Consider the following 17447-nt stretch of genomic DNA (forward strand, 5'->3'; position numbering starts at 1 on the left):
GTGCGAGACTTCGTTGCGGATAACTTCAAGCGATCACTCTTTTTTTTCTTAATCAAAAACAAAAAACCGTGTTGGTCCGCTAATAGTTGCTATTGACTCATCACCGCTCCGCAGCATGTAATTGCCAGGCACAAAGGCAAACAACTCAAAAATGCTACAACCAACGATCAACAATCTCGACATACCTACTCTCGAAAGCATCGTAGAGAAAAAGCGTACTGTTGGTCGAAGGTCAGATCCGAAGGTCGCAGTAGCCAACGAAGTCATGGACGCAGAACCTGCGCCGAAAACGACTTCTACACGGGTATCGCGTGCAGCAGAGCTATTGCGAGAAAAGACAAATGCAGCTTTACAGCGTACAAAAAGCCAAATAGAGCAACGTGTATTGCAAGGCGTGCTTCCACTCTGGGATGACGACAACCGCGGAATCCCCAATCCGCTTGTGAGATCAGGCCTCTTCACTGTAGGCAACAGTGACAAGCGAGAGTACGTTCCAGACATGGTCATAGCCAGTCTTTCGAACTACGAAATTCGTTACACGGGTAGTGAGCTCCGGCAGGAGGATCTCAGTGTCTGGATGAGTTTGATTAACCTTGCCCGAAAAAAACCAATATCCGAAGCGATCTACTTCACCGGCTACCAGGTGGTGAAGGATCTCGGCTGGCGAATGCACTCCGAATCCTATAAACGTGTCCAGGATTGCATCGAGCGGCTGAAAGTCACTGGCCTGAAAATCACGACACGTGGTCACGAGTCGGCATACAGCGGGTCCCTCATTCGTGACTATGGCTGGACTGAACGAGATGAGGCCGGGAACCAGAAATGGATGGTCCGCTTTGAACCACGCATCTCTGCCCTATTCATGGAAGATACGACCACTCTTCTGGAGTGGGAGATGCGAAAGAAAATTGGACCTCGATCAACGCTCGCGCTTTGGTTGCTTTCTTTCTATTCAACCCATCGTGATCCAGAGCCCAATTCACTGGGAAAGATCTACGAGCTCTGCAGGTCGAAGGACACCCTGAGCAGCTTTCGGCGCAACGTCCGAAACGCCCTGGCGAAACTGGTTGAGAAACAATTCCTAAAGTCCTTCAACATGGATAACGACATCCTGCAGGTGGAAAAACTGAAGGCGGACAAACGGATCACGCCGAGACTGGTCCGCGCCAAGTAGGCCTAATGCGTCGTAGAAAGCTGGTAGCCGCCCAGCGCAGCCTTCCAGTCGGACTTGCCGCTAAAACTCTGCCACGGCTCGATTTCGGCCTCTGCGTTGCCACTGGAGTCAGGCCAGAAGCCGGTTTGCATGCAGGCCGTGTAAACAGACAGAACCTCCTGAAACTTCTTCGCACCGTTGCTCATGAATGATTGCCCCGCCGTGATCTGATGGATGGAGTTGGGCGCCTCGGTTTCAGCCGCGATGAAGACGAACTTGGCAGGATTGGTCCTGCCTTCGTAAAGAGAGCGGGCGATGGTGTACATGAAGGCCTGGAAGTCATAGTGCATGTCCACCGCGTCACGGATGAAGGCATTGATCGTCCCATGGCGCGTCGTCTTCAAGTCGAAGCTGTACTCGGGGTGATAGAGGTCCAGGCGGGTACGCAGCATCAAGCCCGTAGTAGGCTCCTCCACGTAAATGCTCGCCTCGGGGATGCCTTCGTTCACAAAGTCGCCAAAGGGGCGGCCAAACACGATGCGATGCAGAATTTTCTCTGCCAGTTTTCGGGCTCGCGCAAAGGTGGGCTCGTCAACCACCAGGCGGCTTGCATGTTTGGCGAGGAAGGACTTGTATTCGGCTGCGCGTCCGTCGGCTATGCCGGGGTAGATGGAGAACTCAGTGCCGATCAAGTGAGGCTCCAGTACCAGACCGTGCACCAGGCTGCCGAAATCCATGGCTTTTGTGGCCTTATTGAGCGACAGCAGGTGGGCCTGGAAATGGGCAGGGGACTCCAGTAGCGGCTTGAGCATGCTGCAGCTCAACGCTTCCTTGTCACTATGGTACTGGGCAGCGGGCAAATTTGAATACATGCGCGAGCCTGCAGCAAAGCCAGGGGTGCTCTCAGATTCGTAGGCTTGGCCAGCGGCGAACATCAATGCAGAAGAATTCAAAACGGTTTCGGTATTCATATCAACCTCTCAGGTGCTTTTGTCTATGAAAACACGAAAATGCGCTACGTCAAGGGGTGGAAAAAGAAGTCGGCAAGTAGACACAGCAGAGGTCTTGACCAACACAGATGCCGTGTTAACTTGAATGCAAGGAATGAACAAAAACCATGCAGCAAATTGAACACACTATCGAACACATGGCAGTAGATGCTTCGGCTGACGCCAGCACGAAAAGCTGGATCGCCCAGCTGGATGAGGCGGTATCGAACACTGACGAACCGGCAATCTGGCGGCTGATGGATGAGCAAGCCAGCAACGACTCTGCGCACGAGGCCTTGACCAGCCTGGTTAGCCGGCTGGCGTATGTGCACCATGAGCAGACTGTTTTCTGCGAGCTCTTCATGCTGCCGGTGATCACCATGCAAGGTTGCCATGTGATCGACAACGCCCAAGTCTGGAAAGGCGTTCGCAATCAGGTGCGTGAGGCTCTGGGCAGCTGGTTCAACGATGACGGCCGGACGACGCTTTTTGACGACATCGCGCCCATGGACTGGGTGACGACATGGCGACCCGGTGTTTTGCGTGCCCACCTGGAAAGACTCATTCCAGGCTGCGGCAAGGTTCGGGCCTCATTCACCACGGAACAGGTTTCTCTGCCTGACGAGGCGCCGCGCCTTGGATTCGTGGTGATCGGACGCTCCACGCATAGGGGATGGCGTGACCTGCCCAGCTCCAATGGCCTGATGGACAAGCGCCTCAAGGACGTTATCAAGTATTGTTTGCAGATCCAGGCGTCCACGTCATCCAGTCACATGGAAACAGCGCCGATTGTCCTGGCTCCCGAGCGCATCCAGTTTGCGATCACGGACGGCATTTCCTTGTGGTTGAGCAAACTCAATGAGGCCGTTGGTATTGAGGGCTGGACGGTGATGCCTTCACTTGCGGCCCGCGACGTGGTGAAGGTGACGTTGAAACTGAGGAACAAGCAGGTTGAGCTGACCCAGTTCACGCTGCGTCTTCACCAGATTGGCACACAAGGACTGAGTGACGTTCTGAGCATGCTCCAGCAGATCGCGCCAATGTTTGACGTACCGGTGGACATGCAGGAGTCGGAACACAAGAAAACCGCCCACCCGACCCTTGACAACTGATGTTTGTGTGTTGATATGGGTATGCAACGCGCTCTTGGCGCACTATCAATTCGGAGAGCTACCAAATGAACCTCAGCACCATTCCCGTTCGTCCCTTTGCCGAAGGGATCATTCGCATTGCCACAACTTCCGAGCCCGGCGCAGAGAAGATTGTGTTTGACGGCAGCTTGGAAATCCTCGCGCGCCATCACCAGGCCCGAGAGGCAGATGAGACTGAAGTCCCCCGTCTGGCGAAGCACCCCATGCGGGATAAGCTGATGGAAGAAAAGCCCAACAAGGAAGCCGGGAAGCTGGTGGAAGTGCCAATCCGCATGTTCTTTGGGAAGACCAGCAATGCCCTGACCGTGGCCTACCAGGCGTACGACGCCGATGGCCGCCCTGTTTGCCGGGGCAACGGGGAAACGGCCAAACGCACCTCACTGTCGGATGAGAACGTGCGCGTGGTGATGGATGCGCCTTGCTCAGGGCCTGAAACCTGCCAGTTTGTAGCCTCTGGCCAGGCACGGTGCCGGCGCCAGGTCTGCATGTCTGTGCAGATACCCGGCCAGGACAACCCGCTGAGCACTTTCGAGGTCCGTTCCTCGTCATACAACACCTACAAGACCCTCAAGGGCCAGCTGGAGCTGGTGGAGCGACGTTTCGGTGGGCTGCGCCATGTTCCGCTCAAGCTCCAGATCTGGCAGACCTCCAATCAGGCCAGCGACTTCGAATCGTTCGATGTTTTCAAAATTTCCTTGGGAACGGCAACTGAACTGGACGCCATGAAGGCCGTCAAGATCGCCCGGGCGGAAGAGTCTGAAGCGGGGTTGGAGGCTGATGTGGATACGGCCTACACAGCTGCCACCGATGGTGTGGGCGAAGAAGATTTTGAAATCGTGACTGACTTTTACACCCAGCGGCCAGCTACTGCAGCTCGTCGAAGTGGCGGCGCCTCGCTTGTTGACCAGCTGACAAGTGCAAAGGGACAGGTTGCGGGCGCATCCTTTGCGGAAAATGTCATAGCCAATGTGATGGCGCGTGCCGGTGAGGGCGCCGGGAAGGAAAAGGCACAATACGCCGGGTCAACAATCCAACCCTAATCTCTGACTTCAGATGAGCAATCAAAACATCACACGACTGGTTATTGGCGAGAGCATTCCTCTCTCCATGGGGGTGCCCGTAGGCCAGGACCTTGGCCATACGGAAGTCTCCAACACACTGCGCTGGCGTGATGGACGCTGGGAGACCCATGTTGGCATCCTGGACATCGTGAAGAAGTCGTTGTCCAAGACGCAGAACGTCCTCCAGCTTCCGGCGACCAAAGCACCCCGGTCCTCCAAATTGAACGGCCTTACACGGGCCTGGAAACTGGCCGCTGGGGTTGCAATCGGCTTGGTGGTGTGCACTGCTGCAATCTATGGCGTGTTGAGCCATAAACGGCCTTCTGCAGACGATTTTGCGGTAGTCCCGGAAGCCAGTAGAGCGAGGGGCATTGAACAAAAGGCTGCCGCGGTGCTTACGGTTAATGAGCCATGGATTCGTCCCGCTCCCGAGCAACCGGCACCGGCTGAGGCTGGAATGGTCGTTCCAGTCGTTCCAGGCAGTCTGACGTCCCCTGGTGTTCCCGTTGTCGAAAGCCGTGTCGTAACCCCTGTACAGGCCCCTGTAGCGGTGCCGGAAGCTGTCAAGGACAAGAGGGCAGTTGAAGCCAAACCTGCGGATGCAAAACCCGTGGATAAGAAGCCTGGAGCGCCAGAGGCTGTGATCTTGGACGTAGAGCCTGCAACTGCCGCGAAGGCAAAGGAAGTCCATGGAGTGCAAATCAACACGACCAAGCCGCCGGCCAAAGATGTGCCAAAGCGTGCACCGGGTTCCGGCCTGGTGGCGGTAACGCCTGATGGAAAGGCCGCACTGTTCACCAATACGGCAACCCGATTGCCAGAAAAATTCGCAGTCGGTGACAAATTGCCTTCAGGTGAGGTCATCAAAAGCATTGACGCCAATGCAGGCGTCGTGAAAACCAATGTCAAAGAGTACCGGCTGGAGTAAGTTCGCATGAAATCAGAAGAAACAATCGTCATCGATCCGGTGGGGATGAACATCGTGAATCGCATCGCACCAGGAACCAAGTCCACGGGGACACTGGAATGTTCTGGTGGGCTGCTGGTCCAGGGCCATTTCGAAGGCACCCTTGTGGTTACGGATGGGCCTCTGGTCCTCATGCAGGGCGGGTCGATCTCCGGCGACTTTGATTGCAAGCAAGATGCCTACCTGTTCGGCACCATTGCGCCAAAGCCGGGTGGTGAACAAAGTCAACTCACAGTGGGCGGGGCGGCTTTCATGGCCGATACTTTGGAAGCCAAGGCAGACATCACGGCTGGTGTATTTAAGACCTATGAAGGTGCACAAGTAGACGGACGCATCCGTACTGGTCGTAAAGAGCCACCGAAACTGGCCTGAGGAACGCGGCACCGTGGAGTTCAGTCACAAGTGGGTCAATCAGGTGCTCCAGCAAAGAGGGCTACCGTCTCCTGGTCTTGAGCGCATTAAGGTGTGCATCACCGAAGCTGATGAAGCCGACAAACTGAGGCTCTACGAAGTCCTGCGTCGCCTGGAGCGGGGAACGGAAAGCGCCGATGATTGGGGTTGGCTGGGTTCCGTGCTGGAACGGGCAAAGTCAATTCCGATTGACCCTCCGGAGCCCATGCCGATGGCAGCCACAAGGCCTGCTGATCGTGTTGATACGCTAATAGCGGCACAACCTGCGTCAACCAAGAAAGCGACCTACACCGAAGCAAAACCACTCCGTCCAAAGCACCACATTTACGGCCTCAAGGCTGCGCTGACTGTGGAAATGGATGAGTTGCGCACAAATGGCGATGGTGGTGTTGTCCTGCAAACTGTGATTCTTGAGGCAGCGGCCGCGGTAGGGCATCGCTCCTATGACTGGGGCCACAAGATCGCATTCCAATTCATGCGCAGGGAATTGCCGCTGTTGGCCTGTGCCCTATTGGGAATGTTGGAGAACCCGCTTGAACTGGGCAACCATGGTCAGGACGCCAACAAATTCGTGGTGATTGCTGACCAGGGTGAAAAGCTGTTCGTACAGGTGAAGCAAGGCGCTCGGGCGATCGCGGTACCTGTAGGCCCATCGGACGTGCACGCATGGCTTGAACTGGTGATGCGGGCCCTGGCCGCCAACTCTCCAGCAATGGGGGAGGCAATACAACTGGCTGCATTAGGGCGCGTCGCAGCGATGGAGAACAAGCGCGTAGAGAAACAAACAAAGTGGCAGCGTGACGTTGTCCCTTGATCAGACCAGGTATTGAGGAAGAAAAAAACAATGAACAGTGCAATGCAAGCGCGCATATACCAAATGTCGCAGTTCAAAGGCCTGCCGCTACTGATCGCGGCTGTCGTGGGTGTGGTCATTGGGTTTGGGGCATGGGGGGAGGGGCGCTTGCCGTTCCTTGCGGCTGCATTGCCATTTGCCATTGGGATTTCAGGTTCACGCGCCAGAGCCTTCGTCATGGCGCTGGCCTACGTGCTGGCAACAGAGCGAGCTGGTCCAGCTTTCATGGCCGCTTGGTTTGATGGCAGCGTCCTCACCGGTGCTGTGTTGTGGATTGGATCTGGTGTGATCGGTGGGCTGGCATGGTCGCTGGGTTGGACTGCATCCAAGGTTCCTTGGCGAAAGGCTGCAGCCAGCGTACTGGCGTGGGTGGTAACGCTGCTGCCGCCGGTTGCTGTGGCCGTGATGGGGCATCCCATCGTCGCGTGGGGAAGCATCATGCCAGGAACGGGATGGTTGGGCGTGTTGGCCAGTGTTGCGGTGCCAGCAACCTTCATGTGGACGTTTGCCAAGTCGCCATGGACCCTGCGCACGATGACCTTGCTTTTCATCCCTATGGCGGGTGCAGTGGCGGGTGCCAGCGTCTATGCGTACAACCCCATCGAGAGCCGCTTTGTGGGCGACATTGCCGCCGTCAACACCTATTGGGGCTCAGCAAAGGACGAATGGGAGATCCTGGAGCGGATCGAACGCATTGGCCGAACCAACGACAGGTTTGCCAAGGAAACCGACGTGCACGTGATCATTTATCCAGAAGCTGTCATCCAGCGCTACGACCCTGCTCTGTATCAGATCTTGAAGATGGAAATCATTGACGCGGCGGCAAGGGCAGGGCAGACCATTGTGCTGGGTGCTGACTTGCCAACCAGGTCAGGCAACATGGAGTCGGGCGCGATCGCGTTCTACCCGGATGGCAAAACAGCGACCGCCATTGCCCGCCAAACCGTTCCTATTGCACTATGGAAGCCTTGGCAGGCCTCGGGCTCTCTCCTGACAAACTGGACCGCGAATAACATCCTGACCTTGAAAGATGGTGTCACGGCGCGTGTAATCTTTTGCTATGAGGAGTACATACCGCTTCTAAGCCTGATCAATGAGGCGAAAGATGCTCATAACATTGTTGTGGCCATGGCGAACACCTGGGCGTCCAAGGATCAGTTGGGAGCCACCATCCAGGCGCGACACAGCGAGGGCATGGCAAAACTATTCGGGAAGTATCTTTTGCGGGCTGAGAACCGGCCCAAAAAGGACCAGTAGGTGGGTAATGGCGGGGGCTGATCCTTGATCCCCCTGTGGTTTGTTTGATAAGATAGTTGTGCTTCCTCTGTTTTGAGGACTCTCGCGTGCAATGCGCGACTTATCGATACCCCGGCGGGAATACCATTCCCGCAGGGAAATTGGGTTCCCGCTTTTCTTTTTGGAAAGTGAAACCCAATGGAACAAACCCAAACCCCTATCAGGACATTCCCCCAGAAGGGCTTCAACTATCGCCGCCGATTCAACCAGGCAGCGATGGATGAGCTTGTGGAGGACATCCAGCGTCAAGGGATACTTCAGTCCATTCTTGTCCGCGGGAGCGATCCTGCGGAACAGAGTGAACTGCCGCGGCTGATCAAACTCAGCGACATCAAAGCAGGCAAGTACCAGGTCATTTCAGGCAATCGCAGGGTGCATGCCGTTGAAATCGCGTTGGGCGAAGAAGCGGAGGTCCCGGCCCTTGTTCGAATGATGACCGACGCTGAAGCAATGGCCGCCATGGTGAGCGAAAACAAGGTTCGCGAAGATACGACCGCCATTGAAGATGCTGAAGCAGCTATGCGCATGCTGGGGCTACTCAACGGTGATCGTGAAGAGGCGGCTAAACGCCTTGGCTGGTCACCACAGGTTCTGAATTCCCGTCTGGGGATCATGAATGCCACCGACAAGGTGCGTGACGCCTACATCGATGAAAAGATCCTTTTGGGTCACGTCGAAATCCTGGCGGCCCTCATCAAGGACGTGCAGGATGGTGTGCTGGAGAAAATGCTGGCACGCCCCAAGTTGCCCACGGTTGCTGAACTCAAGGCCATGGCTGAGCAGATTCTGCTCAACCTTGATGCCGCGATCTTCGACAAGGCAGAGTGTGGTGGATGCCACTACAACACGGGCAAGCAACAGGCGATGTTCGAAACGTCCTTTGAAGGCACACGCTGTACCAACCGCGGGTGCTACGAGAAGAAGACGGAAGCTGAGTTGGAAAGCCGCCGGCTGGCGCTGATTGGTGACTACCAGGTGGTGCGTATCGTGCGTCCCGGGGACAACATGACGGTCGTGCCGCTACGTGCAGATGGTGCAAAGGGTGTTGGAAAAGGACAGGCGCTGGCTTGCCGCACTTGCGGTGACTTTGGCGCTTGCATCTCTGCAGCACCGGACAAACTGGGCATGTCGTTCAAGGATGTGTGTTTCAACTCGACCTGCAATGCAGAGAAGGTGGATGCGCGTGTCAAGGCTGAACAGCAAGCAGAAGCGGCCGCAAGGGCCCCGGAAACTGCAGGAGCAACAGGATCTGCGGATGCAAAGGAGGCAACTCCCGCGCCCAAGGGCACTGGCGGCACCAAGCAGGCCAAAGCACCTACCAAGGCGCCAAGTTCTGAACCGCGTAACGCGGTGAAGGAATACCGCGAATCGGTATGGCGTAAGGTCTTCCACCGTGCTGCGTTGCGTCTTCCCGTAGCCCAGAGCCGTGCGCTGCTGATTGCCTTGTGCCTTCACAGCCCGCGTACGCTCTCGCACGACGATGCAACCAAGGCCGTGGGCAAAGTGATCGGTAACGATGATCTGTCCTCGCAGGAAGCTGGTGAGCTGTTGGGTTCACTCCTGAAGCTGGACCAGAAAGGCCTGGGCGACTCGTTGCAACAGATTCCGGCCTTCGTCGGTAGCGATCTGAGCATCAAAGCGATTTCCGAACTGATGTCCGCATTGGACATCAAGATCGAGCATCACTGGAAGGTCAATGAAGCCTTCTTTGACCTGCTGACCAAGACCGAGGTGGATGCCGTGTGCATTGAACTCGGGCTGGACAAGGCAATTGGGAAGGAATATCCCAAGCTGAAAGTAGGAGGAAAGGCTGAGTACATCAAGGCCCTCCTCGCCATTGAAGGTTACGACTACGTTGGGAAGATTCCTGCGCTCATGCGCTGGTAACTGACCGCGCTGGTTTGATCATCAATTAACCCCTGCGGGTGCACATGCCCGCTGGGGCAGTGCATTCGCTTTTCCTTAGAGAAAAAATATGACACTGTTTACGAAATTTGCGCCCCTGGTACAAGCGGGCGTTGTGGTGCACCTCACGATGCGTCAAGTCGGTAAGGAGATGCAACTGGAAATCCTTCCGGTCTGTGATGCAGGAAAAACCGGTATCACCGTCCCGCCTCGTGCTTTTCTGGCAACGCCGGCAGAGCTCGATGAGAAGATTCCTGGGTTTCTCGATACCTACGTCAGCGCGGCCGTGAGCATCAACGATCAAATCGCTGTGACGGTTGCGGTCATGGATAAGGCGCAGGAAGATGCGCGCGAAGCCACGAAGAAGGCGCAGCTGGCGAAGTCGACGACGCCGGCACGCAGCTCGACTGCTACAACCTCTGGCACCAAGCCGGTGAAGGCTCGCAATCCCAATGCGGGCTTCCTGGATGATGGTGACGATGGTGACAGCGGCGGGGATGATGGTGATGGCGCCGATGGTGACGTGGTTGGAGCTGGTGGCCAGCCCGATGCAGCACCTCAAGGCGATGAAGCAGCTCCGGCTGGATCGTCGGCACCTGAAAGCTTGTTCTAAGGGGAAATGATGAAAGAAGTAACTATCTCTCGCGTTTTCACCTACAACGGCATCAGGCTTGACGATCCCAATCCGGCGTTGCAACCTGACGCGGTCCGTGAGTTCTATTTGCCCCATTACCAGGAGTTGAACACTGCTGTGGTTGAGGGACCTGTGACCAAGGACAACGTTGCCACCTACACGTTCCGGCGGGCAGCCGGCGCGAAAGGTCGCGGCCCAATGCCGTCGCCACTGCGTACCAGGCTGCAAGCAATTGCGCGTGGTGAAGTGGTGGGTAGTAAGCAAAAGCCAATGGACGCAGGTCTGATTGGCAACATGGAGGGTGTCTACGGGCAACTCCTGAACCTCGCCAGATCGAAAAGTGTTGGCCGGTCCCTGCAGGTGCCTCGTGAGGCATTTGGCTTCTGGGGCTAAGTTAGTCCTGATCCAGAAAAACCCATCGCTTGGCGGTGGGTTTTTTTTGCCCTTCAACTCTGGCCTTGGTAGAATTTATTCGTTCTTGGCGCATGCCAATTTCGCCATCCCTGTGATGGCCTTCAACAATCGGCCCTTCGCGGCCATACCCCTCGGGAATTCCATTTCCCGCCCGGGGCATGTGATTCCCGTTCATCGGAGATCACATGAAAATGCCAAATTGTGTTTTCGCGTTCGTGGTTCAGCACTTCATTGCGATGGGTGCCGCATGAGCGCAACTGCATTGCACGGCACAGGCATGGAAGCCCTGGACTACAGGAGACTTCCATTCAGCAAGTACGGGATCGCCCAGCTGGTGAGTTCGCAATCCACCTTGAACCAGGCGCAGCATTTGTTTAGCCAGGGCGTCATCAGCAAGCGTGAGTTTGCGCGGTACGTCAGGATCTGGGAGAACAGTGCGTACCGGACAACCAGCAAGGCGCAGGACGGTCGTTATGCGACCGGCGGCCAGGCAGCAGTGGAAAGGCGCTACAGCAGGGCCGTGAAACTGCATGCAGCGTGGCGAAAGCAGGTGCTCATAAGCATTGCTCGGGACTGCCTTGCAAGGCTTGGCAAGTAAAAAAGGTGAGCGCGCCATCGCGGGCGCACCGAACAACGTAAACCCGGCTGGGAAGGCAACTTCCCGCGTGGAGGTCCGTTCTGGCCAATTCTTGGAGATGAAATTGGATCAAAAAGCGGTGGTCATAAGGACCAACACTGTGAGCCTTTGCACTGGTGGCCAACGCTGTCGGGACGCGACCTCAATTCGCTGCCTGGTGGGCCAGCAGCTAATCGGCCAAATTGGTCGAGCCGTATCACACACCCTGGATGCTGGAGGACCGCTGGATGCACCTGAGGTGCTTCCTGCCGGGTCTGTCAGCAACCTGGAATGGGTGACTGGATCGGGTAAGCCGGTCGTTGCACAGACGGAGACCCGCAGGGGCTGCTGAACGCGACGGCCTGTAGGTAACAACGCCCCAATCGGGGAAATTTCAACACACGCCCAACCGGGAGCTATCCCGGTAGGGAGGCTCCATGGGCATAAAAGTACATGGAGTCGTTATGACCTTGAAGAAAACAAATTTCGAAATGGCACTGATGGCCAGCCACGGCGCTGAACGTCCCTTCGAAAAGCGCACATTTGGCCGTTTCACTGCCAAGGGCGTGATGGATACAGATGAGCACTTCGCTTTTGAAGCTGGTCGTTATGCCTATGTGGGTTCCCCGCTGGCATTGCAGATCTGGGTTTCGGATGGGAAGGCGGATGATGTCTGGTGGGAGCCTTACCTGAGTCTCACGGTGAATTACCGCCCCAATGATTGCGGTCGCGGTGAGATCATAGTCAAGACCCATGCGGAAAACGCGCACATGCGTGAGGCCATGCTGGGGCTGGGGTACTTCGTGGACACCGGCCGGCGCATCACTCTGGATTTCGTGCAACTCGAGATCTGGAGCCTGACCGCAAAGTTTGAGGAAGCCTTCGACGTTGCGCACCCAGCGTCCGAATTCGCCTGAGCGGACTTTTGACGGGAACATTGAACAGACCCACTGGCCAAGCCAGTGGGTTTTTTCTTGTAGCCTACGATTCCACTTGATAGAATGAAATCGCTTTTGGCACATGCCAATTTCGCCATCCTTGTGGTGGCCTTCAACATACCGGCCCTTCGCGGCCATACCCTCGGGAACCAAGTTCCCGGTCGGGTGCTGTGGTTCCCCTTTCATTTGGAGAATCACATGGCAAATACACAGCTGCCCTGCATTGCAATTGAGTCGTGCGATACCGGAGAGGTTCGCTGGTTTATTGACGGTAAGACCTGCCAGCAGAAATATGAAGAGCTTGTTGCGGACCAGACCCTGAATCAAAGCACCATTACGCGCTTTGAGCTCACGGTGGATGATCAGCTGGATCCTGTTCTCATCACCAGGATCGCTGACCAGGCAATGTGGGATGGGGACTTTGTTCCACTCCAACGGCGCCAAGGAGCCGGCCAGGTGATGGTGGATCCAGAGCAACCCCGCTATCAAACGAAGCAATGGAAGCGAATCCACTCTGGTTCACTGGACCTGGGTTTCAAGCAGCATCTCATCGAGCAGGCGGAACCTCAACAGAAGGCGTTTTCCGATCTGATGGAGCGCTACGCGGGGAACCCCGTTGGCATCGAATGCCGCAGTAAATCGCGGATGGCTTGGGCATTCGTTTGCGAAAACGTCCAGACCGAGTATTCAAAGTCGGCATGGCGCGTCCAGTACTTTGACGAAAACGGCATGAGCGGTCATGAATGCTACAAGACCATGGTTGATGCAGTGGAAAGCATGGTGTGCAGTTACACAGTGCAGGATGCCGGCGCCCTTGATCGTGTGGCGGCTACCCCGGCCTGGGCCATTGGTCTGCGTGTTCAAGAAGTTCGTGACGTCTTGAACCGCGGGATCATTGGGTTTGCCGAGTTCACTAACCGTTGCAAAGAGATTTGCAATGTGAGAACTGGTGAAGTCCAGTACGAAGCGGTTTGAATAAACTGCTTCAGAGTCCCCCGGCATAGCCGGGTGGATTCCAAAAGCCTTTGAAACGAGGGCTTCTGGAATTCATGATGGGCGTAGTAGCGGAATTCTGCTGCTGCGCCCATTCAATTGCGTGTCTTGTGCACGCCTAAACCTGGCTGACGTATGTCCGCCGCCCTTAACCCTGGTGGGATCAATCCCCACTAAGGGGCTGATCCCCATTTTTTTGGAGAATCAGTATGGGTGCAACTGTCACCGTTGGAAAGAAAGTCGCCGCGTTCAAGGCCGGCAAGGGGAAGACCGGCTACGTGCTCTTTGAGCAGACCTATGAAAAAAATTGCTACCCGCATCACCCGAACTGGTCGTGTGTCGGAATCGGTTATCTCGAAGATGTGATCACCCGCATCTTTGCAGCGGCGTCATCCTGTGAAGGGGGCGGCCTGCAGGGGCGTGGCGGCTACATCACCCCGGAAGGCTATGTGGCAGGCTGGCTTAGCGAAATGGCTACGCCTCTTGAAATGCCCAACTTCAAGAACAAGATCGCCTTTGGCGAGAACTTCTCCGCCACCATTCCAGAATCTTTGCGCGAGCGGGTACTGAAGGGGCTTGAAGATGGAGGGTTTCACGAGGAGGCAACGGCCTTGCGTGGGGATGGCTTCGAGGCGGCTCTGCACGATGACATGGAGGTGCTTCGCGCGATCTATGTGAAGCACCGCAATGAGCTGGGCCCATGGCGTTTTATCGGCCGCTTCGAGGTAACGAACCAGATGTACGGCCGGCCCTGCAACGAATTGGGATACACCCCTGGTAAGGATCAAACGTACTTAGCATCTGTCCCCAAGATGTTTGAAGTGAGCACCGATCGCCTGGCCGTTGAACAGCCAGACGGCGTGTTTCGTGTGACGGGTGCAGCCTACTATTGCACTGCAACGTTCATTGAAGGATATGGATTGACTGAGCTGGCCCATCCAGGCACGTTCAGAAAGTCCTTCAAAGCGTTCCGAGAGGCTGTTAAAACCGCCCCCAAGGCCGGCGATGACACCGTTGTCGTGGTGTCAATGAACTGCCTTCCGGTAGATCAGCGGTACCGCCGTGGGCTTGTTCAAGAAGTTGCTGATGCTCTGGGGCAGGCATCAACCGAATTTGAAACCACTCTGGCGGATATTCGGCGTGCTGCCACCAGCGACAACAACCTGATTTATAACCTCATGAACCTGGATACCTTGGTTTGGAAGCCGAACCTTGCATCAATGCCAATACAGCAGGAATCGTTGTTTGCATAAATGGCATTTTCCTGATTCGCGCTAAGCGTAAGTGCATCGAATCGCCAGCAAATGAGACAGCCCAGTGCTCCTACCGGAGCGCTGGGCTTTTTGCTTTGGAAATGTTCAATAATGTGGGCTGGCATTCTGCTTATGCCAGCCGCCCGCAAGGCGCACGTGTCTCGACGCGAAAGCACACATATTCACATCAACTCCTGGTGGGGCTGTAGCGGGCGCAGTGTTCACCGATGGAGTTTTGATGACTGAAAGAAAGCTGCCTACTAATTCTCTGCTTACCCGTGCGAAAAGGGAGGCCAAGCAGAACACCACCCCTGACAAGCCATACACCCAGGCGCTGGATGAGCAGGCGCAAATGGCTGGATACCCAGATTGGCGAACGCTGGCCATGGCCAATGGGCTCCGCAATGCACACGAAGGCGATGACATCCCTCTCGACCCTGTGCTCCCACCTAACTTCGATCAAACGCCCAACGAGGACCGTTCGGAAAAGGAACTGGATAAGTGGTGGAACAAGCCTTTCATCGTCTCCCGTAGTGATGGATCATTTGAAGCAAGGGCCCTTAACGGCGGCGCCTGGGACCGCTCGACATATTTAGGGACTGCCGCCACTGTGGAAGAGGCAAGGGCGCTTGCACGGATAAAGCAGAAGGAATGGATCGAAATCACCTCCCAGCCGATAGCCTGCATGCGGGCAGACGGATTGGTCGACCTGGTGATCATGGCAACGCGTCCAGATTGGGAAAATACAGTCTTGGCCAGTGCGCTTCAGCCGGACGAAGTCAACGCTGTTCGGGATAAGCTGAAGGTTGGTGGCGGAAGGGGACGAAAGTAGGCCTGCCGCCGGCGACGAAAAATGAACACCATAGTGGGTTGCCGCGTTCTAAAACATGTGTAATGTCGGTGCTTAAATCAACCAGAGGGTCCATATGGCAGGCAAATTTCCCATTTCGGTGGACATGCGAGAGCAGCGATCCGGTGTCACGCAGATCCTGGAGCGCAGTCAGGTAGTCTCAGTCGAATATGTTGAACTTGCCGTGGGTGACTTTGTGCTGTCCCATGATGTTGTCGTGGAACGGAAAGAAGCCACTGACATGATCAATTCCATTCTTGACAGGCGGCTGTTCGGGCAGGTGGCCCAAATGAAGGCAAATTACACGAGGCCCATCATCCTCATTGAAGGGGACATTTTCAACACCCGGTCGGCAATAAATCCTGATGCGCTTCGCGGTGCCCTGTCATGGTTGACCGTCATTGAAGGTGTCGGCCTTTTGCATTCCAGGTCCGCGGCTGAGACAGCAAGTTTCATTGAGGTAGCGACGCGACACGCCCAGGAGGGCCTTGGATATGACAACCCCCTGCGCGGAAGTAAACCAAAGGATCTGGCGGTTCTGGCGCATTTCGCAGTCGAAGGCCTGCCGGGGTGCGGTCCAGGCACTGCAAAGAAGCTGCTCGGGCACTTTGGAAGCGCCGAGCGGGTTTTCGCGGCCTCGGTCGATGAGCTGTGTGCTGTGAAAGGTATCGGCCGCAAGACTGCCGATCAGATCCGCGAACTCCTTTCCTTCACCGTCGCAAGGTCGTGACAATGCTTCCCGGATTGCGGGTAGACTGATTCTGTTTTGGCACAGTCCAATCCGCTGGCCTTGTGCCAGCCTTCAAACAAGGGTCAGCTGACCCGATCTCAAACCTACCCAGCTGGGGACTACGTCCCTCTGGGTGTGGTCCGTCGCCTGGGTTTCAACAAGGAAGACTTTATGCGTGGATTGAAAACACGGGTGGCATACGCACGTGCCGTTGTTCTCGCGGTGATTGATGACGTAAAGGGTCCAGAGGCCATCAACGATGCGTACTTTGACTCGCAAGTTGACGGCGTGCACGACTATCGCGCCGGCAACTTTGAAGTCCCGGCAATGATTCGTGATGTGCCTGACCTGGTACTTGCCTGGGAGTATGGGCAGGCAACAGCAGCAATGTTGACGGTCGCGAATTGCGAATCAGAGTGCAACCTAACTGAAGGAGATGAGCAATGAGCAACGCCATGGAAGAAGTCATTGAATCGGTGCCCGACGGCACGATCAGCGACCCCAAGGTCATGCAAAGTGCACGGGGCTTCTATGTTGGTACCACCAAGGCTGAGGACGGTATGCAGGTTCCCTGCAATCGCTTCTCGGACTACATGCCCGAACACAAGGCTCAGGAATGGCTGCAAAGGGCCATTGACCAGGGCGCACTGTAGAAGTGCATTCGGGCTTTCTCCGCTCCCGCTAAAGCTCACTTCTTGAGCTGATACGGGGGTGTGGCGAAACTCATAAACAAAAAATGGCCCCTGCGAAGGGGCCATTTCTCTTTCCTCACGAAAGTTTTGCAGTCCCGAATTACTTCTTCGCCACCGGGTTGGCCTTCTTGGCTGGCGCTGCGGCTTTGGGAGCAGTCTTCGCCTTTGCAGGAGCTGCAGCCACAGGTGCAGTTTTCAGACCTGCACGCTGATCCTTAAGGCCCATAATTTCAGTCGCAATCTTGTTCTTGCGCTCGGTCAGCGTCGCAATTTTCGCTGTCAGCCTCGCTACGGCCTTTGCAGTCTTGGAGACAGGTGCCTTTTGGGCTGGAGCCTTGGGCACAGGTTTCGCCGTCTTGGCGGGAGCCGTTACTTTCTTCGCTTTCGCTGCGGCTTTGTTAGCCACTTTTTTCGCAGTTGCCATGTGATGTACCTATTTTTGTTAGCTGGCAGAAGAATATCTGCCAGACCGTGATTGTCGCCAATATTTGGCCAGCAATAGTCACGGCTCCAATCGTCATTGCCGCCGGGACCATTTTGT

At 55.8% G+C, this 17447-nt stretch carries 20 protein-coding genes; 18 read left to right on the top strand and 2 right to left on the bottom strand.

Annotation, left to right across the window (positions count from 1 at the left end; all coding sequences use genetic code 11):
- Positions 1-151 precede the first annotated feature (151 nt).
- Entirely contained in the window at positions 152-1174 is a 1023-nt protein-coding gene (gene trfA, locus BPRO_RS25245; RefSeq protein ID WP_011485900.1) for a plasmid replication initiator TrfA, read from the top strand.
- 2 nt (positions 1175-1176) lie between these two features.
- Here the strand turns inward: trfA and BPRO_RS25250 are convergent, their stop codons facing one another.
- Positions 1177-2124 carry a PD-(D/E)XK nuclease-like domain-containing protein gene (locus BPRO_RS25250; RefSeq protein WP_011485901.1) on the bottom strand — a complete coding sequence of 316 codons (948 nt, stop codon included), beginning with the start codon at positions 2122-2124 and terminating at the stop codon, positions 1177-1179.
- A gap of 146 nt (positions 2125-2270) precedes the next feature.
- Between BPRO_RS25250 and BPRO_RS25255 the strand changes: the two genes are divergently transcribed.
- The 17 genes from BPRO_RS25255 (at position 2271) to BPRO_RS25335 (ending at position 16867) form a co-directional block, all read left to right on the top strand.
- Positions 2271-3254, top strand: a complete 984-nt coding sequence (locus BPRO_RS25255; RefSeq protein ID WP_011485902.1) for a hypothetical protein — start codon at positions 2271-2273, stop codon at positions 3252-3254.
- 65 nt (positions 3255-3319) lie between these two features.
- On the top strand, positions 3320-4333 hold the full coding sequence (locus BPRO_RS28210; protein ID WP_011485903.1) for a hypothetical protein: 1014 nt from the start codon (positions 3320-3322) through the stop codon (positions 4331-4333).
- Between the two features lie 13 nt (positions 4334-4346).
- Positions 4347-5282, top strand: a complete 936-nt coding sequence (locus BPRO_RS28930; RefSeq protein ID WP_011485904.1) for a hypothetical protein — start codon at positions 4347-4349, stop codon at positions 5280-5282.
- Positions 5283-5288: 6 nt separating this feature from the next.
- The gene (locus BPRO_RS28215; protein WP_011485905.1) at positions 5289-5693 is read left to right on the top strand and encodes a bactofilin family protein; all 405 of its coding nucleotides are present in this window, start codon (positions 5289-5291) and stop codon (positions 5691-5693) included.
- Between the two features lie 13 nt (positions 5694-5706).
- Positions 5707-6546: a hypothetical protein gene (locus tag BPRO_RS25275; protein WP_011485906.1), complete on the top strand. Its 840-nt coding sequence runs from the start codon at positions 5707-5709 to the stop codon at positions 6544-6546.
- A gap of 63 nt (positions 6547-6609) precedes the next feature.
- Positions 6610-7842, top strand: a complete 1233-nt coding sequence (locus BPRO_RS25280) for a conjugal transfer protein TraB (protein WP_198141065.1) — start codon at positions 6610-6612, stop codon at positions 7840-7842.
- A 177-nt stretch (positions 7843-8019) separates the two neighbouring features.
- On the top strand, positions 8020-9768 hold the full coding sequence (locus BPRO_RS25285; protein WP_011485908.1) for a PRTRC system ParB family protein: 1749 nt from the start codon (positions 8020-8022) through the stop codon (positions 9766-9768).
- A gap of 88 nt (positions 9769-9856) precedes the next feature.
- A complete protein-coding gene (locus BPRO_RS25290; RefSeq protein ID WP_011485909.1) occupies positions 9857-10399 on the top strand; it encodes a PRTRC system protein E in 543 nt (180 codons plus the stop codon).
- Positions 10400-10405: 6 nt separating this feature from the next.
- On the top strand, positions 10406-10813 hold the full coding sequence (locus BPRO_RS30990; protein ID WP_011485910.1) for a PRTRC system protein C: 408 nt from the start codon (positions 10406-10408) through the stop codon (positions 10811-10813).
- A 268-nt stretch (positions 10814-11081) separates the two neighbouring features.
- Entirely contained in the window at positions 11082-11432 is a 351-nt protein-coding gene (locus BPRO_RS29900) for a hypothetical protein (RefSeq protein ID WP_157046008.1), read from the top strand.
- A gap of 482 nt (positions 11433-11914) precedes the next feature.
- A complete protein-coding gene (locus BPRO_RS25305; RefSeq protein WP_041390434.1) occupies positions 11915-12367 on the top strand; it encodes a hypothetical protein in 453 nt (150 codons plus the stop codon).
- A gap of 84 nt (positions 12368-12451) precedes the next feature.
- Entirely contained in the window at positions 12452-13363 is a 912-nt protein-coding gene (locus BPRO_RS28220) for a hypothetical protein (protein WP_011485913.1), read from the top strand.
- Between the two features lie 227 nt (positions 13364-13590).
- Entirely contained in the window at positions 13591-14634 is a 1044-nt protein-coding gene (locus BPRO_RS25315) for a hypothetical protein (protein ID WP_011485914.1), read from the top strand.
- 238 nt (positions 14635-14872) lie between these two features.
- Complete coding sequence (locus tag BPRO_RS25320) at positions 14873-15466, top strand: hypothetical protein (protein WP_049764311.1); 594 nt, start codon at positions 14873-14875, stop codon at positions 15464-15466.
- Positions 15467-15560: 94 nt separating this feature from the next.
- The gene (locus BPRO_RS25325; protein WP_011485916.1) at positions 15561-16214 is read left to right on the top strand and encodes an ERCC4 domain-containing protein; all 654 of its coding nucleotides are present in this window, start codon (positions 15561-15563) and stop codon (positions 16212-16214) included.
- A gap of 171 nt (positions 16215-16385) precedes the next feature.
- A complete protein-coding gene (locus BPRO_RS28950; RefSeq protein WP_157046009.1) occupies positions 16386-16661 on the top strand; it encodes a hypothetical protein in 276 nt (91 codons plus the stop codon).
- Positions 16658-16867 (top strand): hypothetical protein, encoded by a 210-nt coding sequence (locus BPRO_RS25335; protein WP_011485918.1) that lies wholly within the window; start codon positions 16658-16660, stop codon positions 16865-16867. Before BPRO_RS28950 ends, BPRO_RS25335 begins: the two co-directional genes overlap by 4 nt.
- A gap of 139 nt (positions 16868-17006) precedes the next feature.
- Here the strand turns inward: BPRO_RS25335 and BPRO_RS25340 are convergent, their stop codons facing one another.
- Positions 17007-17330: a hypothetical protein gene (locus BPRO_RS25340; RefSeq protein ID WP_041390439.1), complete on the bottom strand. Its 324-nt coding sequence runs from the start codon at positions 17328-17330 to the stop codon at positions 17007-17009.
- Between the last annotated feature and the right edge of the window lie 117 nt (positions 17331-17447).

Source organism: Polaromonas sp. JS666 (assembly GCF_000013865.1).
Lineage (GTDB): Bacteria > Pseudomonadota > Gammaproteobacteria > Burkholderiales > Burkholderiaceae_C > Polaromonas.